This is a genomic window from Ensifer sp. ENS10 (assembly GCF_014852025.1).
Classification (GTDB): Bacteria; Pseudomonadota; Alphaproteobacteria; order Rhizobiales; family Rhizobiaceae; genus Ensifer.
In genome coordinates this window covers 749,406-775,777 of sequence record NZ_JACVAS010000002.1, presented here as the reverse complement: position 1 = coordinate 775,777, position 26,372 = coordinate 749,406, and the positions used below count along the sequence as shown (strand labels likewise).

Annotated in this window: 26 protein-coding genes; 17 read left to right on the top strand and 9 right to left on the bottom strand. The window is 63.7% G+C overall.

The features are described 5' to 3' along the window. The first annotated feature begins 234 nt into the window (after positions 1-234). The 5 genes from lpxC to IB265_RS10755 all read left to right on the top strand — a co-directional run bounded on the left by lpxC (position 235) and on the right by IB265_RS10755 (position 6,562). A complete protein-coding gene (lpxC, locus tag IB265_RS10775; protein WP_058321246.1) occupies positions 235-1,188 on the top strand; it encodes a UDP-3-O-acyl-N-acetylglucosamine deacetylase in 954 nt (317 codons plus the stop codon). Positions 1,189-1,362: 174 nt separating this feature from the next. Continuing rightward, complete coding sequence (locus IB265_RS10770) at positions 1,363-2,229, top strand: outer membrane protein assembly factor BamD (protein ID WP_057253491.1); 867 nt, start codon at positions 1,363-1,365, stop codon at positions 2,227-2,229. Positions 2,230-2,266: 37 nt separating this feature from the next. Continuing rightward, on the top strand, positions 2,267-3,940 hold the full coding sequence (gene recN / locus IB265_RS10765) for a DNA repair protein RecN (RefSeq protein WP_112994795.1): 1,674 nt from the start codon (positions 2,267-2,269) through the stop codon (positions 3,938-3,940). A gap of 65 nt (positions 3,941-4,005) precedes the next feature. Further along, positions 4,006-6,159, top strand: coding sequence for an NAD-dependent DNA ligase LigA (gene ligA / locus IB265_RS10760; protein ID WP_112994796.1), 2,154 nt, complete (start codon positions 4,006-4,008; stop codon positions 6,157-6,159). Positions 6,160-6,193: 34 nt separating this feature from the next. Then, the gene (locus tag IB265_RS10755) at positions 6,194-6,562 is read left to right on the top strand and encodes a hypothetical protein (RefSeq protein ID WP_057253497.1); all 369 of its coding nucleotides are present in this window, start codon (positions 6,194-6,196) and stop codon (positions 6,560-6,562) included. 93 nt (positions 6,563-6,655) lie between these two features. Here the strand turns inward: IB265_RS10755 and IB265_RS10750 are convergent, their stop codons facing one another. Next, on the bottom strand, positions 6,656-7,063 hold the full coding sequence (locus tag IB265_RS10750; RefSeq protein WP_057253499.1) for a VOC family protein: 408 nt from the start codon (positions 7,061-7,063) through the stop codon (positions 6,656-6,658). Positions 7,064-7,228: 165 nt separating this feature from the next. Further along, a complete protein-coding gene (locus IB265_RS10745; RefSeq protein WP_058321248.1) occupies positions 7,229-8,122 on the bottom strand; it encodes a LysR family transcriptional regulator in 894 nt (297 codons plus the stop codon). A 124-nt stretch (positions 8,123-8,246) separates the two neighbouring features. Here IB265_RS10745 and IB265_RS10740 point away from each other — a divergent pair, with 124 nt between their 5' ends. From IB265_RS10740 to IB265_RS10725, 4 genes are all read left to right on the top strand, one after another. Beyond that, positions 8,247-8,654 (top strand): cupin domain-containing protein, encoded by a 408-nt coding sequence (locus IB265_RS10740; protein ID WP_058321249.1) that lies wholly within the window; start codon positions 8,247-8,249, stop codon positions 8,652-8,654. 23 nt (positions 8,655-8,677) lie between these two features. Continuing rightward, positions 8,678-10,135, top strand: a complete 1,458-nt coding sequence (locus IB265_RS10735) for an MFS transporter (protein ID WP_113133025.1) — start codon at positions 8,678-8,680, stop codon at positions 10,133-10,135. Between the two features lie 15 nt (positions 10,136-10,150). Further along, on the top strand, positions 10,151-11,128 hold the full coding sequence (locus IB265_RS10730) for an aldo/keto reductase (RefSeq protein WP_112994798.1): 978 nt from the start codon (positions 10,151-10,153) through the stop codon (positions 11,126-11,128). Between the two features lie 218 nt (positions 11,129-11,346). Beyond that, a complete protein-coding gene (locus IB265_RS10725; RefSeq protein WP_058321252.1) occupies positions 11,347-11,736 on the top strand; it encodes a VOC family protein in 390 nt (129 codons plus the stop codon). 36 nt (positions 11,737-11,772) lie between these two features. Here IB265_RS10725 and IB265_RS10720 read toward each other — a convergent pair whose 3' ends face one another. Continuing rightward, a complete protein-coding gene (locus IB265_RS10720) occupies positions 11,773-12,015 on the bottom strand; it encodes a hypothetical protein (RefSeq protein WP_245296060.1) in 243 nt (80 codons plus the stop codon). Between the two features lie 303 nt (positions 12,016-12,318). Here IB265_RS10720 and panC point away from each other — a divergent pair, with 303 nt between their 5' ends. From panC to IB265_RS10695, 5 genes are all read left to right on the top strand, one after another. After that, the gene (gene panC / locus IB265_RS10715; protein ID WP_093233702.1) at positions 12,319-13,194 is read left to right on the top strand and encodes a pantoate--beta-alanine ligase; all 876 of its coding nucleotides are present in this window, start codon (positions 12,319-12,321) and stop codon (positions 13,192-13,194) included. A gap of 1 nt (position 13,195) precedes the next feature. Further along, complete coding sequence (gene panB / locus IB265_RS10710; RefSeq protein WP_057253510.1) at positions 13,196-14,017, top strand: 3-methyl-2-oxobutanoate hydroxymethyltransferase; 822 nt, start codon at positions 13,196-13,198, stop codon at positions 14,015-14,017. 211 nt (positions 14,018-14,228) lie between these two features. Beyond that, positions 14,229-14,945, top strand: coding sequence for an AzlC family ABC transporter permease (locus IB265_RS10705; RefSeq protein ID WP_113132988.1), 717 nt, complete (start codon positions 14,229-14,231; stop codon positions 14,943-14,945). Positions 14,946-14,947: 2 nt separating this feature from the next. Next, positions 14,948-15,262, top strand: coding sequence for an AzlD family protein (locus tag IB265_RS10700; RefSeq protein ID WP_058321312.1), 315 nt, complete (start codon positions 14,948-14,950; stop codon positions 15,260-15,262). A gap of 141 nt (positions 15,263-15,403) precedes the next feature. Further along, on the top strand, positions 15,404-15,643 hold the full coding sequence (locus tag IB265_RS10695; protein WP_192494776.1) for a hypothetical protein: 240 nt from the start codon (positions 15,404-15,406) through the stop codon (positions 15,641-15,643). A 122-nt stretch (positions 15,644-15,765) separates the two neighbouring features. Here the strand turns inward: IB265_RS10695 and IB265_RS10690 are convergent, their stop codons facing one another. The 4 genes from IB265_RS10690 to IB265_RS10675 form a co-directional block, all read right to left on the bottom strand. Next, positions 15,766-17,601 (bottom strand): aminopeptidase P family protein, encoded by a 1,836-nt coding sequence (locus IB265_RS10690; RefSeq protein WP_192494775.1) that lies wholly within the window; start codon positions 17,599-17,601, stop codon positions 15,766-15,768. 808 nt (positions 17,602-18,409) lie between these two features. After that, entirely contained in the window at positions 18,410-19,285 is an 876-nt protein-coding gene (locus IB265_RS10685) for a 50S ribosomal protein L11 methyltransferase (RefSeq protein WP_058326743.1), read from the bottom strand. 158 nt (positions 19,286-19,443) lie between these two features. After that, positions 19,444-20,043, bottom strand: coding sequence for an SCO family protein (locus IB265_RS10680; protein ID WP_057253523.1), 600 nt, complete (start codon positions 20,041-20,043; stop codon positions 19,444-19,446). A gap of 321 nt (positions 20,044-20,364) precedes the next feature. Continuing rightward, positions 20,365-20,523, bottom strand: coding sequence for a hypothetical protein (locus IB265_RS10675; RefSeq protein ID WP_192494774.1), 159 nt, complete (start codon positions 20,521-20,523; stop codon positions 20,365-20,367). 368 nt (positions 20,524-20,891) lie between these two features. On the opposite strand from IB265_RS10675, the gene IB265_RS10670 reads away from it, so the two are divergent. The 3 genes from IB265_RS10670 (at position 20,892) to IB265_RS10660 (ending at position 24,004) form a co-directional block, all read left to right on the top strand. Beyond that, positions 20,892-22,994: a methyl-accepting chemotaxis protein gene (locus IB265_RS10670; protein ID WP_113134003.1), complete on the top strand. Its 2,103-nt coding sequence runs from the start codon at positions 20,892-20,894 to the stop codon at positions 22,992-22,994. A gap of 2 nt (positions 22,995-22,996) precedes the next feature. After that, entirely contained in the window at positions 22,997-23,461 is a 465-nt protein-coding gene (locus tag IB265_RS10665; protein ID WP_057253527.1) for a chemotaxis protein CheW, read from the top strand. A 240-nt stretch (positions 23,462-23,701) separates the two neighbouring features. Beyond that, positions 23,702-24,004, top strand: coding sequence for a hypothetical protein (locus IB265_RS10660; protein ID WP_082616023.1), 303 nt, complete (start codon positions 23,702-23,704; stop codon positions 24,002-24,004). 143 nt (positions 24,005-24,147) lie between these two features. Here the strand turns inward: IB265_RS10660 and IB265_RS10655 are convergent, their stop codons facing one another. Together IB265_RS10655 and IB265_RS10650 are read right to left on the bottom strand one after the other, a co-directional pair. After that, entirely contained in the window at positions 24,148-24,645 is a 498-nt protein-coding gene (locus IB265_RS10655) for a CreA family protein (RefSeq protein WP_112946575.1), read from the bottom strand. Positions 24,646-24,810: 165 nt separating this feature from the next. Then, positions 24,811-26,055, bottom strand: a complete 1,245-nt coding sequence (locus tag IB265_RS10650; RefSeq protein WP_246805904.1) for a diguanylate cyclase — start codon at positions 26,053-26,055, stop codon at positions 24,811-24,813. Positions 26,056-26,372 lie beyond the last annotated feature (317 nt).

Here is a 26,372-nt window from a genome sequence, read left to right as displayed (position 1 = left end):
CCGTCGCAAATACGTAACAAAGCGAAACGAACAGTGATTTGGAATGGTGCCTCCAAACTCCTATTTTCAGACTCGGAATTGGGGACGCATGCGATTCGATCAAGCGCTGTCTGTTCGAAACGCAGAGGATCGGATTTTGCTCCGAGACTCTCGGGCGCCTTGTTTGTGCCCTGAAGTTCGCTGCGTCCGCCAGCAGGTTTTGGCCATCGGCCACAGGTATTGAAAGTGACGAGAATGGGAATCGAATTGCTCGGGTTTCAGACGACGATTGCAAGCCCGGTAACGCTGAAGGGAAATGGCGTTCACTCGGGTGCAGAAGTGTCGATCACCTTCCATCCGGCGGAAGCCGATGCGGGCATCGTGTTCCAGCGCGTTCTCGCCAATGGCCGGATCAGCGAATACAAGGCGGTTTCCTCGCAGGTCGGCAACACCGATCTCTGCACCGTTCTCGGCATGTCGCCGGCGACGTCGATTGCCACGATCGAACATGTGATGGCCGCGATCTATGCGCTCGGCCTCGACAACCTGACGGTCGAAGTTCACGGCGCCGAAATGCCGATCATGGACGGCAGCTCCGAACCCTTCATCGACGCGATCGAGCAGGTGGGCGTTCGCGCCCTTGCAGTCAAGCGTCGCTACATCCGCATCGTCAAGCCGGTGCGCATCGAATCGGGCGCGTCCTGGTCGGAGTTCACGCCCTATGACGGCATGCGCTTCGAGGTCGAGATCGACTTCGATTGCCCGCTGATCGGTCGCCAGTCCTGGAAGGGCGACATGACGCCGTCCGTCTTCAAGCGCGAACTGTCGCGCGCCCGCACCTTCGGCTTCATGCGTGATGTCGAGCGGCTCTGGGCTGCCGGCTTTGCGCTCGGCTCCTCGCTCGAAAACTCGGTCGTCATCTCCGACGACAACACCGTCATCAACGTCGAGGGCCTGCGCTACACGGACGAGTTCGTTCGTCACAAGACGCTCGATGCGGTCGGCGATCTCTCGCTCGCCGGCGCGCCGTTCATCGGCTGCTACCGTTCCTACCGCGGCGGTCACAAGATGAACGCCAACGCACTGAAGGCGCTTCTCAGCGATCCGACGGCCTACGAAGTCGTCGAAACGGCGACCCCGCGTCAGCGCACCCGCGCCCGCGACATGGTTGCAGTTGCAGTTCCGGGCTTTGCGCCCTGGTCCGCATAAACAAAAAAAGTCATCATCTCCTCCAGTCGCCGGCCGAAAGGCCGGCATTTTCATGATAGGGCCGCCACAAATTTGCATGAATCACCGATCATGACGTTGCGGTCTCAAGGTAACTTGCTCTAAAAGCGCATGTCTGGCGGGGTCCAAGCCCGCAGCGTGGAACGGGAATATCCGATGGTTCTTGCAGTTTCTGTTGATCTGAGAAAGTCAGCGCGCGTCGCCGCCGTGATCGTCGCGGCCATTGCCGGCAGCGCCCTGATTACCGCCTGCCAGAACGATCCCGATATCGACATCACCAAGTTGACGGCGGAGACGGATCCGCCGGAAGTGCTCTACAATCAGGGCCTTGCCAACCTCAACGCCGGCAAGACGACGGAAGCGTCGCGCAAGTTCGAAGCGCTCGACCGCCAGCATCCGTTCTCGGAATATGCCCGTAAGGCACTGGTGATGAACGCCTTCGTTTCCTACCGAAACGGGCAGTACCAGGAGGCGATCAACGCCACCGGTCGTTACCTCAATCTCTATCCGCAGTCGGAAGACGCGGCCTATGCGCAGTACATCCAGGGGCTGGCCTATACCAAGCAGATCCCCGCGGTGACGCAGGACCAGAAGCCGGCGATGAGAGCGATCGAGGCCATGCAGGCCGTCGTCGATCGCTATCCGGACTCCGAATATGTCGACGACGCCAAGTCGAAGATCCGCTTTGCCCGCGACCAGCTCGCCGGCAAGGAAATGCAGGTCGGTCGCTACTATCTCGAGCGCAAGGAATATCTCGCGGCCGTATCGCGCTTCCGCGTCGTCATCGAGCAGTATCCGAACACCAACCAGGTGGAGGAAGCGCTGGCGCGCCTCACCGAGGCCTATTACGCGATGGGCGTGACCCAGGAGGCGCAGACCGCTGCTGCCGTTCTCGGCCACAACTATCCGGACAGCCAGTGGTACTCCGATTCCTTCAAGCTGCTGCAGTCTGGCGGCCTGGAGCCGCGTGAAAGCGGCAACTCCTGGATATCGCGCGCTGCCAAGAACCTCATCGGCGCTTGATCCTTATCAGCGCCCGTCAAGGAAGATACGAACCCGGATGCTCGCCCAGCTTTCGATCCGCGATATCGTCCTGATTGAACGGCTTGATCTGGCTTTCGATGCCGGGCTCTCGGTGCTGACCGGTGAAACCGGCGCCGGTAAGTCCATCCTGCTCGACAGCCTGTCGCTGGCCCTTGGCGGCCGTGGCGACGGCTCGCTGGTGCGCCATGGCTCCGACAAGGGGCAGGTGACAGCGGTCTTCGACGTGCCCGTCGGTCATTCGGCGCGGCTGATGCTGCACGAAAACGGCATCGACGATGATGGCGACCTGATCTTCCGCCGCGTGCAATCCGCTGACGGCCGCACCAAGGCCTATGTCAACGACCAGCCGATCAGCGTCCAGCTGATGCGCCAGCTCGGGCAGACGCTCGTCGAAATTCACGGGCAGCACGACGATCGCGCGCTTGTCGACATCGACGCGCACCGCACCTTGCTCGACGCCTTCGGCGGCACCTCCGACGAGGCGCAACATGTCGGCAATCTCTATCGCGCCTGGAAGGACGCCGAGCGCGGTCTGAAGAAACACCGCGAACGTGTCGAGGCTGCCGCGCGTGAGGCGGATTTCCTGCGTTCTTCGGTCGAGGAACTAGAAAAGCTCAGCCCGCGCGACGGCGAAGAGGACGAGCTTGCCGAGAAGCGGGCGCGAATGATGAAGTCCGAGCGCATCGCCGGCGACATCAACGAGGCCTCCGAATTCTTGAACGGCAATGGTTCGCCGGTTCCGCTGATCGCCTCGCTGGTACGCCGGCTCGAGCGCAAGAGCCATGAGGCGCCGGGTCTGCTGGAGGAAACCGTCGAGCTTCTCGACGGGGCGCTGAACCAGCTTTCCGACGCGCAGATGGCGGTCGAGCGGGCGCTGCGCAACACCGAGTTCGACCCGAAGGAGCTGGAGCGGGTGGAAGAACGCCTGTTTGCGCTTCGTGGTGCCAGCCGCAAATATTCCGTTCCGGTCACCGAGCTTCCGGCGCTCGCCGTGCGCATGATCTCTGATCTCGCCGATCTCGATGCCGGCGAGGAAAGACTGAAGCAGCTCGAAGGCCAGGTCGGCGTTGCCAAGGCAGCCTTCGACGCGTCGGCGCGCTCGCTCTCGGAAAAGCGCCAGCGCACGGCGTCGGCCCTTTCCGCCGCCGTCATGGCCGAGCTGCCGGCGCTGAAGCTCGAACGTGCACGCTTTATGGTGGAAGTTCAAAGCGATGCGACGCAGGCGACGGCCGACGGCATCGATCTCGTCGAGTTCCATGTCCAGACCAATCCCGGCACGCGGCCGGGGCCGATCATGAAGGTCGCCTCGGGCGGCGAGCTTTCGCGCTTCCTCTTGGCGCTGAAGGTGGCGCTTGCCGATCGCGGCTCGGCGCCGACGCTCGTCTTCGACGAAATCGACACCGGTGTCGGTGGTGCCGTGGCGGATGCCATCGGCCAGCGGCTGAAGCGGCTTTCCGGCACCGTCCAGGTGCTTTCCGTCACCCATGCGCCGCAGGTGGCGGCGCGGGCCGCAACGCATCTCCTGATCTCCAAGGGACCGTCCGCCGAGAAGGCCGAGACGATCGCGACCCGCGTTGCCCGCATGGACGACAAGGCGCGCACCGAGGAAATCGCCCGCATGCTCGCCGGCGCCTCGATCACCGAAGAGGCGAGGGCGGCAGCGGCACGGTTGCTGGCGGGTAACGGCTAGCCACAGGCTCTTTTCTTTCGCGATGGTTGCTCTACAAAACGACTCCGAATCCGGAGTCGTCGCGCATGTCCAATGAATTGAAACCCGTCGAGAATCTCAACGAAACGGAAGCGGCCGCGGAGCTGGCCTTTCTCGCCGCCGAGCTTGCCCGTCACGATTCGCTCTATCACGGCCAGGACGCGCCGGAGATTTCGGATGCGGACTATGACGCGCTGAAACGGCGCAACGACGCGATCGAGGCGCAGTTTCCGGCGCTCATCCGCGAGGACAGCCCGTCGAGGAAGGTTGGGGCGGCACCCTCCGTCACCTTCCAGCCGGTCGTCCACGCCCGGCCGATGCTGTCGCTCGACAACACATTCTCAGACGAAGACGCCCGCGATTTCGTCGCATCGGTCTATCGCTTCCTCGGGCAGCTTCCGGACAATTCGATCGCGTTCACGGCGGAGCCGAAGATCGACGGTCTGTCGATGTCGCTGCGTTACGAGAACCGCCGGCTGGTAACGGCCGCCACGCGCGGCGACGGCACGACCGGCGAAAATGTCACCGCCAATATCCGCACCATCGGCATGATCCCGCAGACGTTGCCGGCGGGCGCGCCCGATGTGGTCGAGGTGCGCGGCGAAATCTACATGGCGAAATCCGATTTTGCCGCGCTCAACGCCGAAATGGCGGCGCAGGGCAAGCCGCTCTACGTCAACCCGCGCAACACCGCTTCCGGCTCTCTGCGGCAGCTCGACGCCAAGGTGACGGCCAGCCGCAAGCTGCGCTTCTTCGCCTATGCCTGGGGCGAGATCTCGGCGATGCCGGCCGACACGCAAATGGGCATGGTCGAGGTGTTCAAGTCCTGGGGCTTCCCGGTCAACCCGCTGATGCAGCGGCTGACGTCTGCCGACGCGCTCCTGGAGCACTACCACCACATCGAGCGCGAGCGGCCGGATCTCGACTACGATATCGACGGCGTCGTCTACAAGGTCGACCGGCTCGACCTGCAGGCCCGCCTCGGCTTCCGCTCGCGTTCGCCGCGCTGGGCAACGGCGCACAAGTTCCCGGCCGAGCAAGCCTTCACCCGGCTGACGGCGATCGACATCCAGGTGGGCCGCACCGGTGCGCTGACGCCGGTGGCGCGGCTCGAGCCGATCACCGTCGGCGGCGTCGTCGTCACCAATGCGACGCTGCACAACGAGGACTACATCAAGGGGCTCGGCAATTCCGGCGAGCCGATCCGCGAGGGCCGCGATATCCGCATCGGCGACATGGTGATCGTGCAGCGCGCCGGCGACGTCATTCCGCAGATCGTCGACGTCGTCATGGACGAACGCAAGGAAGGCGCCGAGCCCTATCGCTTCCCGACCACATGCCCGGTCTGCGGCAGCCATGCGGTGCGTGACATCAACGAGAAGACCGGCAAGGTGGATGCGGTGCGCCGCTGCACCGGCGGTTTCGTCTGCCGCGCCCAGGCCGTCGAGCACTTGAAGCATTTCGTCTCGCGCAACGCCTACGACATCGAAGGCCTCGGCTCCAAGCAGATCGAGTTCTTCTTCGAAAGCGAAGACCCGACGCTCATGATCCGCACGGCGCCCGATATCTTCACGCTGGAAAAGCGCCAGGAGACGTCGCTGACCAAGCTCGAAAATATCGACGGCTTCGGCAAGGTCAGCGTGCGCAAGCTCTATGAGGCGATCAACACACGCCGCTCGATTGCACTTCATCGCTTCATCTATGCGCTCGGCATCCGCCATGTGGGCGAGACGACGGCGAAGCTGCTCGCGCGCTCCTATGGCAGCTACGAGCACTTTGGCACGGCGATGGGCGAAGCGTCGGCCTTCTCGGGCGACGCCTGGAACGAACTCAACAGCATCGACGGCATCGGCGAGGTCGTCGCCCGCGCCATCGTCGAGTTCTACAAGGAGCCGCGTAACCTCGAAGTGGTCACGCGTCTGCTGTCCGAGGTGACGCCGGAGGCGGCGGAAGCACCGGTTGCAAGCGACAGCCCGGTCGCCGGCAAGACGGTGGTCTTCACCGGTTCGCTCGAAAAGATGACGCGCGACGAGGCCAAGGCCAAGGCGGAAAGCCTCGGCGCCAAGGTGGCAGGCTCCGTGTCGAAGAAGACCGATATCGTCGTTGCGGGTCCGGGTGCCGGCTCCAAGCTCGACAAGGCCCGCGAACTCGGCGTCGAGACCATGGACGAGGACGAGTGGCTGGCGCTGATCGGCGGGTAGGGGCTTTCTTGGTGTTCGGGGGGAAAGCAGAGAGATGTCTGACTTCCTAGAGTTCGTTCTGGCCAAGGGGCCGGAAGGCCGCATCACACATGATGATGTGGTTCGGTGGGCAGGCGCTTTGGACAACTGGGAGTTCTACAACGCCGCTGCTGTCGAAATCGCAAGGAAATACCATCACGGCGCGCTGACCTATAGCTTCTGCGACGGCGTCATGAACGATCTCTGGCGCGCGGTGCAGGCGGGCTTCACAGCCGGCCGCAATGCGCTGCCTGAGCCTTTTTACGTCGTTTATGAAGCGTTCGATGCCGGGGAGTACCACCGGGCAGAAGACGGGAGCGATGACCCGATTGCCGACCTTACCGATCCGCTCATCGCGGAGTTGGTGGCGCGCCTCGGCCCCTAGCAGCAGGGCATGGTTGGCTATCGACACAAAGCAATCGGCCCGGGCTTGGGAAGGCTCGGGCCGATTGTCTTAACGTTCTCTTGAATTGGGCCATCAGCCCTGCTGTTGGGCGGCTTCCTGGTCCATCCACATGAATTCCCAGACGTGGCCGTCGAGGTCCTGGAACGAGATGCCGTACATGAAGCCGTAGTCGATCGCCGGCTTCCACGGCTTGGCGCCAGCGGCAAGCGCCTTGGCGAGCATGTCGTCGACTTCGGCGCGGCTTCCGGCCGAAAGGGCGGTGATGACTTCGGTTCCCTTCCGGGCGTCGCTGATCTCGCCGGTGATGAAGTCACGGAACTTCGGCTCGGTCAAAAGCATGACGAAGATATTGTCCGAGATCACCGTGCAGGCGGCGGTGTCATCGGAGAACTGCTCGTTGAAGGTGAAGCCGAGGGCAGCGAAGAACGCGCGCGAGGCCTTCAGATCCTTGACCGGCAGGTTTACGAAAATCATGCGCATGAAATGCTCCTTGGGAATGGATTTTGTGTCTACGGACTAAGGACGAATGCCGATCGACGATTCCGACACCGGCTCAAACATTTTTTTAGCTGGAGAGATGTGGGGCGCAACCCCGGGTTTTCAACAGCAATTGCGGGTCGTGCGGAGGAGCCGGTCTTGCCGCCATTACCCCCGATACCGCAGCGCCTCCACCAGCACAGCAAAGGCCGGTGAGGACTGGCGGCGGCTGGGGTAATAGAGGTGGTAGCCGGGGAACGGGTCGCACCAGTCTTCGAGCACGCGGATGAGGCGACCTTCGGCGATGTGGGTGAGGGCCGATTCCTCCGGGACGAAGGCAAGGCCGAAGCCGGCGAGGCAGGCGGTAAGCCGGTGCGCCAGCCGGCTGAAGACGAGCTGACCGTCGACGCGGACTTTTAGCTCGCGGCCGTCCTTTTCGAACTCCCAGGCATAGATGCCGCCGTAGGTCGGAAGCCTCAGGTTGATGCAGCGGTGCTGGGTCAGGTCCTGAGGGACGACGGGCTTCGGATGCTTTTCGAAATAGCTGGGCGCGCCGACGACCGCCATGCGCATGTCCGGCCCGATGCGCACGGCGATCATGTCCTTGGCGACCTGCTCGCCAAGCCGGACACCGGCGTCGTAGCGTTCGGCGACGATATCGGTGAGGCCGTAGTCGATGACGATCTCGACCTTGATATCGGGATAATCGGGCAGAAGCTTTTCGAGCTTCGGCCAGAGCACGGTCTCTGCCGCGTGCTCGGCAGTGGTGATGCGCACCGTGCCTGCGGGTTTGTCCCTCACGTCGCTCAAGGCGGTGAGCTCGGTTTCCAACTGCTCGAAGTGCGGGACGAGGGTGGCAAGCAGCCGCTCGCCGGCCTCGGTCGGGGAGACGCTGCGCGTGGTGCGGGTGAGCAGGCGCACGCCAAGCCGTGCTTCGAGCGCCCGCATGGTGTGGCTGAGCGCCGATTGCGAAACGCCGAGCTGGGCGGCGGCCCTTGTGAAGCTGCGCTCGCGCGCCACCGCCGCGAAGGCGATCAGGTCATTGATGTTCTCGCGCAGCATTCATGAATCTCTCTCATAGGTCCATGCCGTTTATACCATCTAATTGTTGGCGGCGGCCATCGCTAGATTGTGCACAGCAACAGAACGGGCGGCGGGTCGTCCGGTTCGCCAAGGAGAAGACCTCATGGAGATCAAGAGAAGCGGTTCGCAGCCTTCGGCCCGGGGGACAGAGGACTGGTTCAGCGGCACCGTGCGCATCGACCCGTTGTTTCCCGTGCGCGAGCCGGCGCGCACTGCCGGCAATGCCGTCACCTTCGAGCCCGGCGCCCGCACGGCCTGGCATACGCATCCGCTCGGCCAGGTCCTGATCGTCGTTTCCGGCTGCGGCCGGGTGCAGCGGGAGGGCGGGCCAATCGAGGAGATCCGGCCGGGCGATGTCGTCTGGTTCGAGCCCGGCGAGAAGCACTGGCACGGGGCGGCACCGACGACCGCCCTGACCCATATCGCCATCCAGGAGACGCTCGACGGCAAGGCGGTCGACTGGATGGAAAAGGTGACGGACGCGCAATACGGCGCTGCGCAGGCGGAGTAGGCACGACGATGGACGTCACGTTGATGAAACACCTTTCAGCCCGCAAGACGGCGGTGCTGGCGATCGTCATCGTCAGCTACCTGATGATCGTGCTCGATATCTCGATCGTGATCACCGGCCTGCCGAAGATTCGCGACGAGCTGCAGTTCAGCGACGCCGGGCTTTCCTGGGTGCACAGCGCCTATACGCTCGCCTTTGGCGGCTTCCTGCTGCTGGGCGCGCGGGCGGGCGACATTCTCGGCCGGCGTCGGCTGTTCATTGCCGGGCTTGCCATCTTCACAGCGGCCTCCGTCGTGATCGGGCTGGCACCGTCGCCGGAATGGCTGCTTGGCGCGCGCGCCGTGCAAGGCTTCGGCTCGGCGATCCTCGCCCCCGCCACGCTGGCGCTGATCCAGACGTATTTTTCCGAGGGACCTGAACGCACGCGGGCGGTCGCCTATTACAGTTCGGTCGCCGGCATCGGCGCGAGCTTCGGCATGGTGCTCGGCGGTCTGCTTGCCGGCTGGCTCAGCTGGCGGGTCGGTTTCTTCATCAACCTGCCGATCGGCATCGCCCTGATGCTCGCGGCGCACAAGTACGTCGGCGAAACGGAACGGCGCACGGGTGAATTCGACCTTGCGGGCGCCGTAAGCTCGACGCTCGGCATGACGGCGCTGGTCTATGGCATCGTCCGTTCGGCGGAGGAGGGGGCGTACGATCCGCTGACGCTCGCAGCGCTTGCCATGGGTCTTCTGCTTCTTGCCGTCTTCGTGGTCAACGAGCGTCGCGCCCGGCAGCCGATCATGCCGCTCCGGCTCTTTGCCAACCGCGAGAGGGTCGGCGCCTATCTGGCGCGTGTCCTGTTCCTCGCCGCGATGATCGGGTTCTTTTTCTTCTTCACCCAGTATCTGCAAGGTGTTCGGCACTTCGACCCCCTTGCCTCCGGCCTTGCCTTCATTCCGGCAACATCAGTCAATTTCGTTGCGGCGATCTTGGTTCCAAGGCTTAGCCCACGTTTCGGCAACCGCCGCCTGCTTGCCTTTGGCCTGATCTCCGCGCTGATCGGCATGGTCTCTATCAGCCAGATCTCGGCCGACACGTCCTTTCTCTTCGGCATGGCGCCGCCCTTGATGCTGATCGGGCTTGGCCAGGGCTTCACTCTGAGCCCGCTGACGGTCGCCGGCATTGCCGGTATCGCTCCCGGTGACGCGGGGGCGGCGGGCGGTGTGGTCAATGTCGCCCACCAGCTCGGCAACTCGCTCGGTCTCAGCGTGCTGGTCGCTGTCGCAGCACTCGGTGCCGATGGGCTTGATGGCAGCGCTCTGCTTGCCCATCGGGTCGATAATGTTCTCATCGGTTGCACGGTCCTGCTGGCGCTGGCGCTTGCCGTCGTCGCGCTGATCGTGCGGCCGCACAATGCAAAGCGGGTGGAGCGTCCGGCGATCGGACGGTCCGTCGCCTGCCAGAATTGCCGCTCGGTTTCCCCAGACCTCGCGGCCTGATCAAGGAGCAAGACAATGCAGAAACGTAGGCTAGGAAAAAGCGATCTCGAAGTCTCGGCCATCGGCTTTGGCTGCATGGGCCTCAGCTACGGTTATGGCCCGGCAACGGAGCGCAGTGAGGCGATCAGGCTGATCCGCGCGGCGCATGAACGCGGCGTGACCTTCTTCGACAGCGCCGAAGCCTATACCGGTAACGAGGATCTGGTCGGCGAGGCGCTGGCCCCGTTCCGCGGTGAGGTGGTGATCGCCACCAAGTTCGGCTTCGTCAACGGCGATGTCAGCCGGGGCATGGACAGCCGGCCGCAGCGCATCCGCGAGGTCGCCGAGACGGCATTGAAGCGTTTACGGACCGACCGCATCGACCTCTTCTACCAGCACCGCGTCGATCCCAATGTGCCGATCGAGGACGTCGCAGGCACGGTGAAAAAGCTGATCGCGGAAGGCAAGGTCGGCCATTTCGGCCTGTCGGAGGCGGGCGCCGATTCGATCCGCCGGGCGCATGCGGTTCAGCCGGTGACGGCGCTGCAGAGCGAATATTCGCTCTGGTGGCGGGAGCCGGAAACCGAAATCCTGCCGCTCCTCGAAGAGCTCGGCATCGGCTTTGTGCCCTTCAGTCCGCTTGGCAAGGGATTTTTGACAGGCGCGATCAACCAGAACACGACCTTCGACCAAAGCGATTTTCGCACGATCGTGCCGCGATTTTCGCCGGAGGCGCGCAGAGCCAATCAGGCGCTGGTTGATCTCTTGGGCGTGATTGCCGAGGCCAAGGGTGTGACGAAAGCGCAGATCGCGCTTTCCTGGCTGCTAGCGCAAAAGCCATGGATCGCGCCCATTCCCGGCACGACAAAGCTGCATCGGCTCGAGGAAAACCTCGGCGCTGCCGATGTCATTCTGACGGCCGAAGAGCTTGGCGACATCCAGGCGGCGCTCTCCGCCGTCGAGGTGCAGGGCGCGCGCTATCCGCAGCATCTGCAGCAGCGCGTTGGGAAGTAGGCGAACTCGACAGATATCCTTCCATCAGGCGCGTACTCTAGAGCGCCGCGCGTCTTCTCAGACACGCAAAGGCCGCTGTAGCACTTTGATTTTCTGTATGTTTTTGTCCTTTCGTCGACCGCGGCTAAGGGAAACATGCAGTAGCCTGCGCGCCTGATAGGCTTTCCGTTGACTGCAGCTTCCGGCACGATCGGGGAATCGAATGGCGGGAGGAACGCATGCGCTTGAACCAGGTGACTGTCACCATGCCGGACCTCGATGCCGGCTGGGATTTCTATCGCCGCCTCGGGCTCACGCCTATCGTCGACGCCCGGCCGCATTATGTTCGGTTTCTCTGCCCGGTTGGGGAGGCAACCTTTTCCCTGCACGAGGGAAACGCGACCGGCGGTGGCACGACCGTCTATTTCGAATGCGACGATCTGGATGTGACCGTCAACCGGCTGACCGAGGCCGGCATCGTCTTTGCGCATGCGCCCGTGGGCAAGAGCTGGTTGTGGCGAGAAGCCGAGCTATTCGATCCCGGCGGCAACCGCATCGTGCTCTATTTCGCAGGCGCGAACCGGATCGATCCGCCCTGGCGGCTGCCGCAAGACGCAGCGGTCAGGTGACGGCGCCCTCAAGAACAGCGCTGCGAGCGTTGCCGCTCAGCTCAGCGTGCACACACCATTGGCGCCGCCTTTGCCGGTGTAGGAGACGCTGGGTGAGCTGTCGGGATTGATGCCCAAGGAGATGGTGACGCCGGCACCGTGCGCCTCGTAATAGTTCTCGTTGAACACCTTGAGCTTGGCTTCCTTGCCGTTGATATAGACCCGGCCACCCTCATCGGCGTGGACCTCGATCTTGCCGGGGCAGGTGGCGTTGACGAGGGATCTTCGCTTCCGCCCCACCGGCGAAGGCCAGCGTCGGGAGAGCAATACCAAGAATGCGCAAGCCGGCTTTCATGTCGCTCTCCAGCGTGGGTTGCAGTGGCGTCGATGGCCAACCGGACGGGCTGCCGATGGAAGTCAAGCGCGGCCGAGCGTCATCAACCTGTCATCAATCCGATTGTTTTTTTGCGCTGCACAAGATAGAGGATTGCAGCCGAATTTTGTGCAAATGCCTTTTCGCGGAGCAGGGTCGTCGCCAGTCCCGAAGGCAGCGCACCAGCACCCTTAAGGGCAGGGCGCCGGCGCGGATTGGAGGGTCCGGACATGAAGACTTTCACCACGATTGCCGAACTGCGTGCAGCAATTGCCGAACATCGCCGGGCAGGCAAATCGGTCGGTTTCGTGCCGACCATGGGCTACCTGCATGTCGGCCACATGGAGCTGATGCGGCGTGCCCGCGAAGAAAACGACATCGTCGTCGCCAGCATCTTCGTCAATCCGCTGCAGTTTGGCGCCAACGAAGATCTCTCGAAATATCCGCGCGATCTCGCACGCGACCAAGCGATGCTGGAAGAGGGTAAGGTCGACTATCTCTTTGCGCCCGGTGTCTCCGATATGTATCCGCGGCCGATGGAAACGGTCGTCGACGTGCCGACGCTTGGCAGCGAGCTTGAAGGATCGGTCCGCCCCGGCCACTTCGCCGGCGTCGCCACCGTCGTCACCAAGCTCTTCAACATCGTCCAGCCGGACCGCGCCTATTTCGGCGAGAAGGATTTCCAGCAGTTGCAGATCATCCGCCGCATGGTCGATGACCTCGCCCAGCCGGTGACGGTCATCGGCGTGCCGACCGTGCGCGAGGCCGACGGGCTCGCCTGTTCGTCGCGCAATGTCTATCTGACGGCAGAGGAGCGCCGGGCTGCGGCGATCGTACCGAAGGCGCTGGACGAGGCGCAGCGCCTGGTGGCGTCGGGCGTCAGCGACGCGGCGGCGCTCGAAAATGCCGTCACCGAATTTCTGTCGAGCGAATCGCTGGCCAGGCCAGAGGTCGTGGCCGTGCGCGATCCCGAGACGCTCGAAACCATCGAGACGATCGGCGACCGGCCGGTGCTGCTCCTGCTCTTCGTTCGCTTCGGCACGACGAAGCTGCTCGACAACCGCGTGATCGCCCCGAAATCCGCGTCATTTGCAAAGGTTGCCTGACATGAGCGTCCAGACCGCCAAGCGTCGCCTGAGCCCCGCCAATATCGAAGCGCTGAAGGGCGAGCGCCCGATCGTCAGCCTCACGGCCTATACGACGCCGATCGCAAGGCTGCTTGATCCGCATGTCGATTTCCTGCTTGTCGGCGATTCCGTCGGCATGGTGCTTTACGGCCTCGACACGACGGTCGGCGTGACGCTCGAGATGATGATCGCCCATGGCCAGGCGGTGATGCGCGGCTCGGAGCGCGCCTGCGTCGTCATCGACATGCCCTTTGGCTCCTATCAGGAATCGAAGGAACAGGCGTTCCGCAGTGCTGCCCGCATCCTGAAGGAAACCGGCTGCAGCGCGGTGAAGCTCGAAGGCGGCGCGGAAATGGCCGAGACGGTCGAGTTCCTCGTCAGCCGCGGTATTCCGGTGCTCGGCCATGTCGGGCTGATGCCGCAGTTGGTCAACACGACCGGCGGCTATCGCTCCGTCGGCCGCAACGACAAGGAAGTGGCGAAGATCCGCCGCGACGCCAAGGCGATCGACGATGCCGGCGCCTTTGGCATCGTGATCGAGGGCACGGTCGAGCCGGTGGCGCGCGACATCACCGCGGAACTGCGCTCGCCGACGATCGGCATCGGCGCATCGCCCGCCTGCGACGGCCAGATCCTCGTCTCCGACGACATGCTCGGCCTTTTCAACGATTTCAAGCCGCGCTTCGTCAAACACTTCGCCGAGCTCGCGCCGGCGATCTCTAGGGCTGCCGAGGATTACGCGGCCGAGGTGAAGGCGCGCACCTTCCCGGGCATCGAGCACACGTTCCAGGTCAAGAAGTAGGACGCCCGTCCGGCACGGGCCCGTGAAACTGATAGACAAGATGCACCGGTTTTCCCGATCGGTGCGCCTTTTGTTCAAGCCTCGTTCGCCAAGGCATCATAAAATTCAATCAATGTATCAGCGCATTTGAGTTGTTGCCGGGGGCGCAAGCGCCTATCAGTCCGGCACCGGCCGCATGGCGCTTTCATCGCCTTGGCCGGCGGAGGTTTCCATGACAAAAGACGAATTCTGGGAAGGCGTGCGTGGCGGCTTTCCCATCATGCTGGCGGCGTCGCCCTTCGGCGCACTGTTCGGGGCGCTTGCGGTCGACAACGGCTTTACCATTGCCGATGCGGTGTTCATGAGCGCGACCGTTTATGCCGGCGCCAGCCAGATGGTCGGCATCGAGCTTTTCGGCAATCACGTCCAGCCCTGGTTGGTCGTGCTCTCGGTCTTTGCGGTCAACTTCCGCCACGTGCTCTATTCGGCCTCGATCGCCAAATATGTCCGGCACTTCACCTTCGAGCAGAAATTCCTGGCCTTCTTCCTGCTGGTCGATCCGCAATATGCCGAGACGGAGAAGCGCGGCGAGCGCGGCCTGCCGATCAGCTTTTCCTGGTATCTCGGCTTCGGCCTGGTGATCTACATTCCCTGGATCATCAACACGCTGGTCGGGGCGATCTTCGGGCAGATGATCGGTGATCCCAAGGCGATCGGCCTCGATGTGCTGCTGCCGGTCTACTTCATGGGGCTGGTCATGGGCTTCCGTAAGCGCGACCGGTTCCTGCCGATCGTCACCGTCTCGGCGCTTGCCTCGGTTGCGGGCATGCATTTCGTCGGCTCGCCCTGGCATGTGAGCATCGGGGCGCTCGCCGGCATCGTGCTTGCCGCCTGCCTGCCGCCGAGCGGGACGGCTGCCGCACCGACCGGCGTCGAGAAGGAGGCATGATCATGGACCCGCAACACCTCAACCTCATCTACCTGATCATTGCGGCTGCGGTCGCGACCTTCCTGACACGTGTCGGCGGCTACATCCTCATCACCCAGATGAAGCAGATCCCACCGCGGCTGGAAGCGGCGCTCAACGCCGTGCCGGCCGCCGTCCTGACGACGCTGGTGGCGCCAGCCTTCGTCTATGGCGGGCTCGACGTGACGATCGCCATGTTCATCGCCTTCGCCATCGCGCTCGGCCTCAACCTGTCGACCCTGCGCATGCTGGTAATCGGCTGGGTGGTGGTGATGCTGATCCGGCATGTGGTGATGTAGGGCGCCCGTCCGCGGCGCCCGTTTGGCTGCGCATGCATCCTGGATTATGATCCTTCCACTGCCGGAGAGGCACGACAAAGCCGCACGCGCCATCTGCGCTGCCTCTGCAAGGCGCGGCCTCCCGGCGGTGGAGGAGCGACCATGTTAACCAGGATCTCGATTGCCATTTTGCTGGCGCTCGCGCCGGCAACCGCCTTTGCCAATCAATGCCCGACCATGATGGCTGCGATCGATGCGGCGATGCCGACGGCCTCTCTTTCCGAGGCCGACATGGCCAAGGTGAAGGAGCTGCGCGCGAAGGGTGAGGAACAGCACAAGGCCGGCGATCACGCCGCCTCCGAGGCGACGCTCGGCGAAGCGAAGAAGCTGTTGGGAATCTAAGCGCAGAGGCCTGGTTCTCCGGCCCATTGCCGCCCCTTGAGCCTCGTAGCAAAGAGGCGGCTGCGGGCGCGCAATGCCTGTTGCCTGGGCTCCCATTCAGGAGCCCAGGCGGAACGCCTGACTCAGCGTGAAAGCGCTTCCGTTGCGGCTTTCAGCCAGTCGCGGGTCTCGTCGCTGGTCAGCAGCGGCATCAGCTTTTCGCGCGTCTCGGCGTGATAGGCGTTCAGCCAATCGAGTTCCTCGTCCGTCAACAGCGCCGGCAATACCAGACGGCGGTCGATCGGGCAGTAGGTGATGGTGTCGAAGCCGAGCATCGGCAGGTCGCCGCCGTCCACCATCGTTGCCGGCTGCACCACCACGAGGTTTTCGATGCGGATGCCGAAGGCGCCAGGGCGGTAGTAGCCGGGCTCGTTGGAGAGGATCATGCCAGGAAGCAGCTCCTGGGTGGAAAGCCGGGCGATGCGCTGCGGGCCTTCATGCACCGAGAGATAGGAGCCGACGCCGTGGCCGGTGCCGTGGGCATAGTCGGCGCCCGCCTTCCAGAGCGCGATGCGGGCCAAGGGGTCGAGATCGACGCCGCGCGACCCCTTGGGGAAACGGGCTATGCTGATCGCGATCATGCCCTTCAGCACCAGGGTGAAGAAGCGCTTCTGCTCTTCGGGAACCGCGCCGATCGCGACCGTGCGGGTGATGTCGGTGGTGCCGTTGATGTATTGCGCGCCGGAATCGATCAGGAACATGGTGCCCGCTTCGATCGGCTGGTCGGTGGCGGTGGTGACGCGGTAGTGCATGATCGCCGCATGCGCGCCGGCGCCGGAGATCGTGTCGAAGGAGATGTCCTTGAGCGGGTTCTGCATGCGCTCGCCGACGGTGGCGCGGGCCGCTTCCAGCTGGTTGGTGGCGGCGATCTCGGTGACGGTTCCCGGCTGCTGGCTGTCGAGCCATGCCAGGAACTCGACCATGGCGGCGCCGTCCTGCAGGTGGGCGCGGGTCGAGCCGTCGATCTCGGCCTGGTTCTTCTGGGCACGTGGCAGGCGGGCGGGATCGACCGCTTCGACCACCTTGCCGCCCTTGGAGCGGATCAGCTCGGAGATGGCGAAGGAAGCGAGATCCGGATCGAGCATGACCGACGCGCCAGCGGCACCCAGCGCCCTCAGGCTATCGTCGAAGGTGGCGGGGGCGACGATGTCGGCGATCTGGGTGAGGTAGGCTTCCTGCTCGATGCCGGTCTTGCGCTTGTCGAGGAAGAGCTCGGCGCGGCCGTCGGCGTGGATAATGGCGCGTGCCAGCGGATGCGGCGTATGCGGCACGTCGCTGCCGCGGATGTTGAAGGCCCAGGCGACGGAGGAAGGATCCGTCAGCACCACCGCACTGGCGTCGGCCTTGGAAAGACCCGCCGCGATTCTTGCGATCTTGTCCTTGGCGAGTTCGCCGGCATGCTCGATCGGCTGGATGCTGACCTTGCCGAGCGGTGCCGCTGGACGGTTTGTCCAGATCCTGTCGAGCGGGTTGTGATCGAGGAAGACGAGCGCGCCGCCGATGATGGCCAGCGCCTTTTCCAGCCGGCGGACTTCGGCGCCGGTGTGCAGCCAGGGATCGATGCCAAGCTTGAAGCCCTTGGCTCCGTGGTTTTCCAGCCAGAGATGCGGCGGCTCGCCGATGAGGTCGCCGCCGGTGAAAACGCTGCCGTCGACCTGTTCTTTCAGCTGCGTGACGTAACGTCCGTCGACGAAGACAACCGCTTCACGCCGCGTGACGAGGGCAACGCCGGCGGAGCCGGTGAAGCCGGTCAGCCAGGACAGGCGCTCGGAGGAGGCGGGTACGTATTCGCCCTGGAACTCGTCGGCGCGGGGCACGAGAAAGCCGTCGATGCCGAGGGCCGCGAAGGACGCGCGCAGGGCCTCGGTGCGCTCCTTGCCGAATTGCGGCGTGGAGGTGACTTCAAAAGACTGAAACATGGGGGAATTCCGGTAGATTGAGCGGTAAACCGCGGGAAAGATGTGCAGCCATGTTAGCGGAAATCGCCCGTGCCGGGAAAGAGGCGATATCCTGCGATCCAGTACACAGTGACGCTTCTGGTTGCAGCTTGGCAGGAGAGCAATTGCCCATTTACCATACATATGCGCTCAGCGCATGGCACCCATGCTAAGAAGCCCCTTTCTCTATCGGAATGATAGTTTATAAGCCGCCTCAACGAACACGGACGAACATCCGGTGGTTCAAAAGACTGCGGTTCCGAGAATAGTTGGTCATTCTGTTCTCCTCCTCCCTCAAGGGTGGCCAGCTTCGGAACGGTAGACGCCCGCTCGAGCACTCCTCCTCCTCAGGCTCGCGGGCATGGTTGGCCACAAGCCAACCAGCAGGCGATGCCCCTGGCATCGCCTTTGTTTCGAAAGGCCGCCCGTCATGATAGACGAGGCGGCCTTTTCGTTTTTTCCTGGCTTGCTTCTGTCGCTGTCACGCCGATGCTCGCGGCATTTCTCGTGAAGCTTCTTGCATAGGCGCTGCGGCCAACAGCCGGCGCGGCAATCCGCATTTGCCCCTCACCCTAACCCTCTCCCCGCAGGCGGGGCGAGGGGACGTGCCCGATAGCGGCCGTCATGCGCTGGGGCTTTCGCTGCCGGTCGGGGCGCGGCTGAAAGCAGCCGCAACGAGTCGGAAGTTAACCGGTGGATGAAGCGGTGCGGCAGGTCCCTTCGCCCCGCATGCGGGGAGAAGGTTCCGGCAGGCGGATGAGGGGCAGCTTCAAGCGTCCGCGCCTACGCCTCACTTCTCCAAATGAATCGTCACCCAGCCGTTCCGCCAGATGGTGCGCACGTGGCGCAGGTGCTGGCCGTTGTAATGGGCAAGCACCTTCCAGCGCTGTTCGGCGAGAATGCCGGACAGGATCACCGAGCCGCCGGGGGCGAGATTGGCGACGAGCTGCGGCGCCATCTTCATCAGCGGGCGCGCGAGGATGTTGGCGATGATCAGATCGAACGGGCCGTTGGTGCTGAAGGCGGTCGAGTGGAAGCCGGGGGCGGTGGCAAAGGTCATGCCGGTGACGACGCCGTTGACCCGGGCGTTTTCTTCCGCGACGCGGGTGGCGATCGGGTCGATGTCGGTGGCAAGCACCGGCACGTGCATGAGCTTCCAGGCGGCGATCGCAAGCACGCCGCTGCCGGTGCCGAGATCGAGCACGTTGCGCACGGTGCGGGTGCGGGCAACCGTGGCGAGCACTTCGAGGCAGCCGGCTGTGGTGCCGTGATGGCCGGTGCCGAAGGCCTGGCCTGCGTCGATCTCGATGGCGATCTCGCCGGTCTTCACCTTGTCGCGGTCGTGCGAGCCGTGCACGACGAAGCGGCCGGCGCGCACCGGCGCCAGCCCCTCGAGCGACTTGGCGATCCAGTCGATATCCGGCAGCACTTCGCGCTCGATCGGGAGATGGGCGAAGTCTTCGGCCAGTGCGTCAGTGAGGCGTTCGTTCACGCTCTCCTCGTCGACTGCCATCATGTAGATCGAGGCTTCCCAGACGTCGCGCTTCTCGTCGACTTCCGTCGTGCCGATGGCAAAGTCCTCTTCGCCGAAGACTTCGCTCAGGCGGTCGAGCACGGCTTCCGCCTGCTTCTCGGTGGTGGTGACGAAAAGTCTGATCTCGCTCAAGGCCCTGTCCTTCGGCTGGGAAATCCGCCGCCCGCATCAAACCGTGGAGGGGTGCGCTAAGCGTCGGCAATCGTGCGCTGTGCGCTATCACGATTGCCCCGCAAACGCAAAGCGCCGGGCAGGGCCGGCGCTTGCAATCGATCGGTCAAGGGCGACGGTTAGCCCTTGGTCAGATTTTCCAGCTTCTTGACCGCCGTTTCCGGGTTTTCCTCATAGGCGATGGTGCCGGAGAAATGGCCGTTGGCGTCGAGCAGGAACACGGAGGCCGTGTGGTCCATCGTGTAGTCGCCGTTGGGCTGGGCAGCGTCGACCGGCACCTTCTTGGCGTAGACGCGGAAACCCTTGACCATCTCCATCACCTTGTCGGCCGGGCCGGAAATGCCGGTGATGCGCTTGGAAACGTTGGAGACGTACTGGCCGAGGATTTCGGGCGTGTCGCGCTCGGGATCGACGGTGATGAAATAGGCCTGCAGCTTGTTGCCTTCCGGGTCGACCTTTTCCAGCCAGCCGTTCAGTTCGAACAGCGTCGTCGGGCAGACTTCCGGGCAATGGGTGAAGCCGAAGAAAAGCGCGGTCGGCTTGCCGGTAAACGCCTTCTCGGTAATCTCCTTGCCGTCCTGCGAGACCAGCGTGAAGGGAACGCCGAAGGGGCCGGTGGCGGCCTCCTGCTTCGACTGGGTCATTTCATAGGTCAGCCACCCCAAGATGCCCGCCATGACGACGACGGCGGCCCAGAGGACGATGCGGATGGTTTTCATGCGTGCTACCGATTTTGTTGGGGCCGAAGACGGCCATGTCCGGTTGATCGGCCCTTGATACCGCCTTCACCGGGACCGCGCAAATGGGACAATTGCCGCAGGTTGTGGCCGGGTTGGGGCCGCGGAGGTGCTTTCAGCCCCTCATCCGGCCTGCCGGCCACCTTCTCCCCGCAGGCGGGGCGAAGGAACCGCGTGGCGCACCCTTGCTCCACAGTGATCCTTGGCGCTCTGACGCAGCGATCGTTCTCGTCCCCTCTCCCTGCATGCGGGGAGAGGGTTAGGGTGAGGGGTGGAGGCGGGCCTCGAAGCTGTCGGGCCGTCCTAGAAGCACCAGGAAAGGCCGGATTGGGCGAGCGCCAGGAAGATATCGGCGCCATTTTCGATCCAGCCGCGGAAGGCGAGCAGGAGCACAACCGCAATCGCAGCCGCAAGGCTTGCGGCAAGGGGAAGGCGGATCGAGGGCTGGGTCTTCGTGTTCATGGCGTCATCATAACAGCTGGCGCGGCAAGGGGAAGCCGGGCGATTTGCCGGGTGCGGCCGGAGGCGCGTTCCGGTCGGTGCAGGAAACGGTGGAAAACCGCGCCTGAGGTTCCATTCGATTGTGCCCGCAAATGCCGGGAAACCAGAGCTTGCAGCGCATATGCGCAAACATTGAAATAGCCGATTTCGCTGGGGATTGGGCGACCGCCTTAGCGAATGCTTAAGGTCTGTTTGACACTGTTTTTCCACGCGGTCGGAGTGTTCGTGCTCCGATATGACATGAGGTCAGCCAGCTTTATCGGCCCCGGTTTTCCGTATCGATCGTAGGAGGACTCCGCTTCACGCGGATCCGTGACCATGGACTCCCTATGACTGCCACATCTCCTTCCCTGAAACGCAATCTTTCCGTGAGCCAGCGGCTGGCGACGCTTGCCGGCGCCGCTTTTGTCGGTTTTGGCTCCGTGCTCGGGGTGGGCTGGTACCAGGGCAGCCAAGCCAATAACGCCTTGCAGGGCGCTGTCGCGGCGCAGAACGGCCTGACGACCGTCGATGAGGTCCATCTGGCGACGACCAATCTCGTGCTCAACGCGATGGATAGCATCATCGACAGAGAAGAGGGCGCGATCCAGCCGGCGCGGGCCGCCAGCATTGCCGAGATCCTGAAGCTGCTCGAAACGAAGTCCGTCGAGATCCAGGCGCTTGCCAAGCTCTTGGACCGCAGCGAGGTGCTTTCGACCTTCGACGCCGATGTCGCGGAACTGCGCAAGGCGATCGGCACCGACCTGAAGACGTTGATCGAAGGCAAGGCTTCGGCCGACGACTTCGGCAAGATCGATGATGCGATCGATGGCGCCGGCGAACGGGTCGCCACGGCTTTGGCCGGACTTTCCGAAGCGGCGACCGAGTTGGTGCAGACGCGCGTTGCCGAGGCGCGCACTGTGTCCGACCAGGCATTCCAGCTTCAGGTGGCGGCTGGGCTGCTGGCGATGGCCACACTGCTTTATCTGCTCTGGTTCCACGGCAGCACGCTCCGCGCCGGCATCCTCGGCCTACGCAACGGCATGCAGCGGATCCAGAACGGCGATCTTTCAACCAAGGTCGAGGCGCTCGACCGCGGCGACGAAATCGGCGCGATGGCGCGCTCGGTCGATCTCTTCCGTCTTTCGGCCATCGAGAAGCAATCGCTCGAACAGAGCGCCGCACTCAGCCGGCGGGAAATCGAGAAGGAACGCGAAGAGCAGCAGAGCGAGCGTGAGGAAGCGGTGCGCCGTATCCAGGCGGCGATCGACAATCTCGGCCGTGCGCTGACGCAGCTCGCCGATGGCGATCTTGCCGTGGCGATCGAGCGGCCCTTCGACGGCAATCTCGATCAGCTCCGCCAGAACTTCAACCAGACGGTCGAGCGGCTGCGCGTGGTGCTTTCGAGCGTCAAGGAGAATGCGCTCTCGATCGAATCGAACGGTCGCCAGATGCGCACGGCCGCCGACGATCTCGCGCGTCGCACCGAGCGGCAGGCCGCCTCGCTGGAGCAGACGTCGGCAGCCCTCGACGAAATCACCGTCACGGTCCGCACCGCGACCCAGCGCGCCGAAGAGGCAAGCCGCATGGTCGGCGAGACGCGCACCAATGCGGAGGAATCCGGCCGGATTGTCGGTGAGGCGATCGCCGCCATGGCGCGGATCGAAAGCGCCTCGAACGAGATCGGCAAGATCATCAACGTCATCGACGAGATTGCCTTCCAGACCAACCTTCTGGCGCTGAATGCCGGCGTTGAGGCGGCCCGCGCCGGTGAGGCCGGCAAGGGCTTTGCGGTCGTGGCGCAGGAAGTGCGCGAATTGGCGCAGCGCGCCGCCGGTGCCGCCAAGGATATCAAGGCGCTGGTCAGCCGCTCCGGCAACGAGGTCGGCAGCGGCGTCAAGCTCGTCCAGGCGACGGGCGAGGCGCTCGGCCGGATCGGCGCCGATGTCGCACGCATCAACGAACACATGACCTCGATCGTCATGGCTGCGCGCGAACAGTCGACCGGCCTCAACGAGATCAGCACCGCCGTCGGCCAGCTCGACCAGATGACGCAGCAGAATGCCGCCATGGTCGAGCAGACCAACGCGTCGAGCCACACGCTGGCGCAGGACGCCGAGCGCCTGACCGGCCTCGTCGGCCAGTTCCGCGAAGGCCACACGATGCAGCGCGCCATGCCCACCTTGGCGCCGGCCCCGGTGGCGCCGCCGGCAAGGGCGGCAATTGCTTCGGTGCAGACGAAAGCCCCTTCGGCTTCTGCCGTTCAACGGCCGGCCGCCAAGGGCACCGGCGAACCGGTGCCGCTGCGCAAGATCGGCACCGCCAAAATGGCCTCGTTTCCAACTCCATCTCCCGCAAAGGCCCTGATGGGCAAGCTGGCGGGCGCATTCGGCAACAAACCGGGCTCTGTGCCGTCGACGACGGCTTCCGGTGAAAACTGGGAAGAATTCTGATCATGACCAACGCACTCAAGCAGTCCGGTGCCTATCTCGAAATCGTGTCGTTCCATCTCGGCGACCAGGAATTCTGCATCGATATCATGGCGATCCGCGAAATCCGCGGCTGGGCGCCGGTGACGCCGATGCCGCACACGCCGCCTTACGTGCTCGGCCTCATCAACCTGCGCGGCGCGGTGATCCCGGTCATCGACATGGCCGCCCGCCTCGGCATGAAAATGACGGAGCCGTCGGAACGCTCGGCGATCATCGTCACCGACATTGCCGGCAAGCTCGTCGGCCTGCTGGTCGAGCAGGTCTCCGACATGATGACGATCAAGAGCGAAGCCCTGCAGCCGGCGCCTGAGATCATTCCGGAAGCGCAGCGCGCCTTCTGCCGCGGCATCGTCGCTTTGGAAAAGACGATGGTCTGCTTCCTCAACCTCGACACGGTCATTGCCGACGAGCTGGCCCAGGCCGCCTGAGTTCGACACCTGGCAGAATTGACGGGCACCCCGGCGGGATCTCCGCTGGGGTGTTTTTCGTTTCGGCAGGTAGTGGATCGCGCCGGTCAAATTAAACTTCGGCAATGATCTTCACGCTTGGGCGATACCATTGTGACAAATCGTCATGTGGCGAGCTGGAATACTTGTACTAACTTACCGTTGTTGCTGAGTGCCCGAACGGAGGCCGGGTGCTCGGTCCCGACAACAGGAGTTGGACTCATGACAATCTCTGTAAGGAAACTTGTAGCCGCGCTCTCCGTAACGATGTTGATGGCTGGCCCGGCTCTGGCTGATAGCTACTATCAGGGCATCGACGCCAACAATCCTCCCGGAACGCGGAACACGCAAAAGGCCATGCCGCTGATGAAGCGGCCCTCTGCCACGGTTGACACGATGTCGACGGGCAGCATCAACAGAACCTCCACACCGACCCCCGTCTATCGCGATCGTCAGCCTTTCGGCGGCTATCAGGGCGGTGACGGCGAATATTATCAGGGCATCGTCCCGCCGAACTCCTACTAGGGCAGCGGAAGTGGAATGGGGTGCTCCCAGACACTTCGCCCTGTTCCGCCCTGATGAGGTTTCGCGAGCGCCCGTGAAGGGGCGGGCGCTTCGCACTCTTGAGACGGATATCCTTGCAGGCTGACGCAGGCGGCAGGGGACCCTTACTGCGGCTTTCCGTTTTGCCAGGTCACCGTCTGGCCGTAGAGCGGAATGGTGCTGATCGACATCTTGGCCGAGCCGTCGGTCAATTCACGCGAATGCGCGAGATAGATCAGCGTATCGTTCTTCCGGTCGTAAATCCTTGTGACCAGCAGGTTCTTCCAGACAAGCGAAAGCCCTGAGCGAAACACTTCCTCGCCTTCCTTCGATAGCTCGATGTCGCCGATTTCGATCGGGCCGGTCTGCCGGCAGGCGATCGAGTTGTTCGATGGGTCCTCGAACCAGTTGCCGTTCTTCAGCCTGTCGATGACGCTGCGGTCGAAATAGGTGACGTGGCAGGTGACGCCCTTGATCTTCGGGTCGGTGACGGCATCGATCATGATATCGTTTCCGAGCCAGTCGACGCCGACCTCGCCGACCGTTTCGGCGCGGGCGGGCAGGGCGGTCACCGTAACGGCGGCGAGACCGGCAACGAAGAGAGCGCGAACAGCACGCAACATGGATGTCCTCCTGCAGCGACGCGCGTCACTGAGACGCGTGAGAGGCCGCCGTAGCGTTTCGAATGGCTGCATGTTTCGTCCGCGAACCGGTTGCGGTCCAAGGAGACATGCATTGGCCAAGCTCACATAGGTTCGGGAAGCGGCATTACAAGCCGCGGGGGTCAGTCAGCCGGTATCGCGCAGCAGCCGCGGCTCGAAGCTTCGGCTATCGGCGGCACGCATCTGTGCGGCTGCGGCCGCCAGCGCCCGCGCGCTCGCGTCCGGCTGGAAGCGGCCGGCAATCGTGCAGCGGTCGCGCCCGTCGGCCTTGGCATCGTAGAGCGCCATGTCGGCGCGGATCATGATGTCGCTGATCGTGTCGCCCGGGACAGCCTCGGCAAGACCGATGCTCACCGTCAGCCGGATCGGCCGATCGAAACGGCCGATCGGCGTGTCGCGCACCACGCGGCCGATCTCCTCGGCAAGCGTAAAAGCGGCATCTTCCGTACAATTGGGCAGGACAATGCCGAACTCTTCGCCGCCGATGCGCCCCAGCGTGCCGCGGCCGGTGAGACAGGTGGCGACGGTTCCGGCAAAATGGCCGAGGGCGGCATCGCCAACCGCATGGCCATAGCGATCGTTGATCTGCTTGAAGTAATCGAGATCGAGCAGCAGGAAGGATACCGGCTGTTGCCGCGCGAGACTGGTGGTGAGGGCGCGCTGGCCGAGATCGAGCAGGGCACGCCGTGACAGAACGCCCGTCAGCTCGTCGCGCGCGATCGTGGTCTTGAGCTCGGTGATCACCCGGTTCTGGATCATCAGGATCACGCCCAGGAACAGCGCAGGCAGGTAGAAGTAACGCATGACGGCGCAGGCGAAATCCCAGCTGACGGGTGCAGGCGAAACCGATGCGGTCGCGTGGACGGCGGGCGAAAACACGGTGACCGCGAGCAGCGTCGAGCAGCCGGTTGCCACGCAGGCGATGACGCAGAGCCGCTCTATCGGCCCGGGCGGCTGGCGCCGGTGCTGCGAACAGACGGCGATGATCAGCACGAAGGCGGCGGCAATGCCGATGACGGAGAGCGCATGCAAGGTGGTGCTCATGGCACCGAATGCGGCGATCAACAGCGCGACGAACGCCAGGGACGCGGCCGCGACGAGGGACGTCGAGGTGCGTCTTTGAACGCCGAGCGCGTGGTGAAAACCGCAAAGCACGAGCAGGCAGGCGCCGGCCAGGAACACGAGACCGATCAGGGACAGAGGCTGCAGCGTCGGAAACGCGGAGAGCATCATGAACAGGGTCGCGGCACTGGCCACCGCACAGGCCGCGGCGAAGTCCGTGCCGCCCTCGATCATCGAGGCCCGCAGCGTAATCAGGACCGGGAGCATCGCCAGGAGTGCGATGATCGATATGGCAGGGAGAAAGCTCATTTCGAAACGGCCTGTCGTGCTAAAGTCAACAAAGGCGGCTTGCGTCTCAGCCAGATATGCAAGGCCAATTGGTAGCGAGGGCGCCTTAACGAAACCCGGTGAAATCCGTTGCAATTTTACCGATTGGTCGGGATTGGCACGGTTGTTCACATGCGCACCCCGGCAACCGATAGATGGTGGATTGTCCCGGCCTTCAGGCGCGCCAGGATAAGAGACCCATGGATGTCCTTTGGCCGATGCCAGGGCCGCGCGAGACGACCTGGAAACCGGGCCTGACAGCAAACGCCGGACGGGGGGAACCCGAGCGGGTTTTCCTC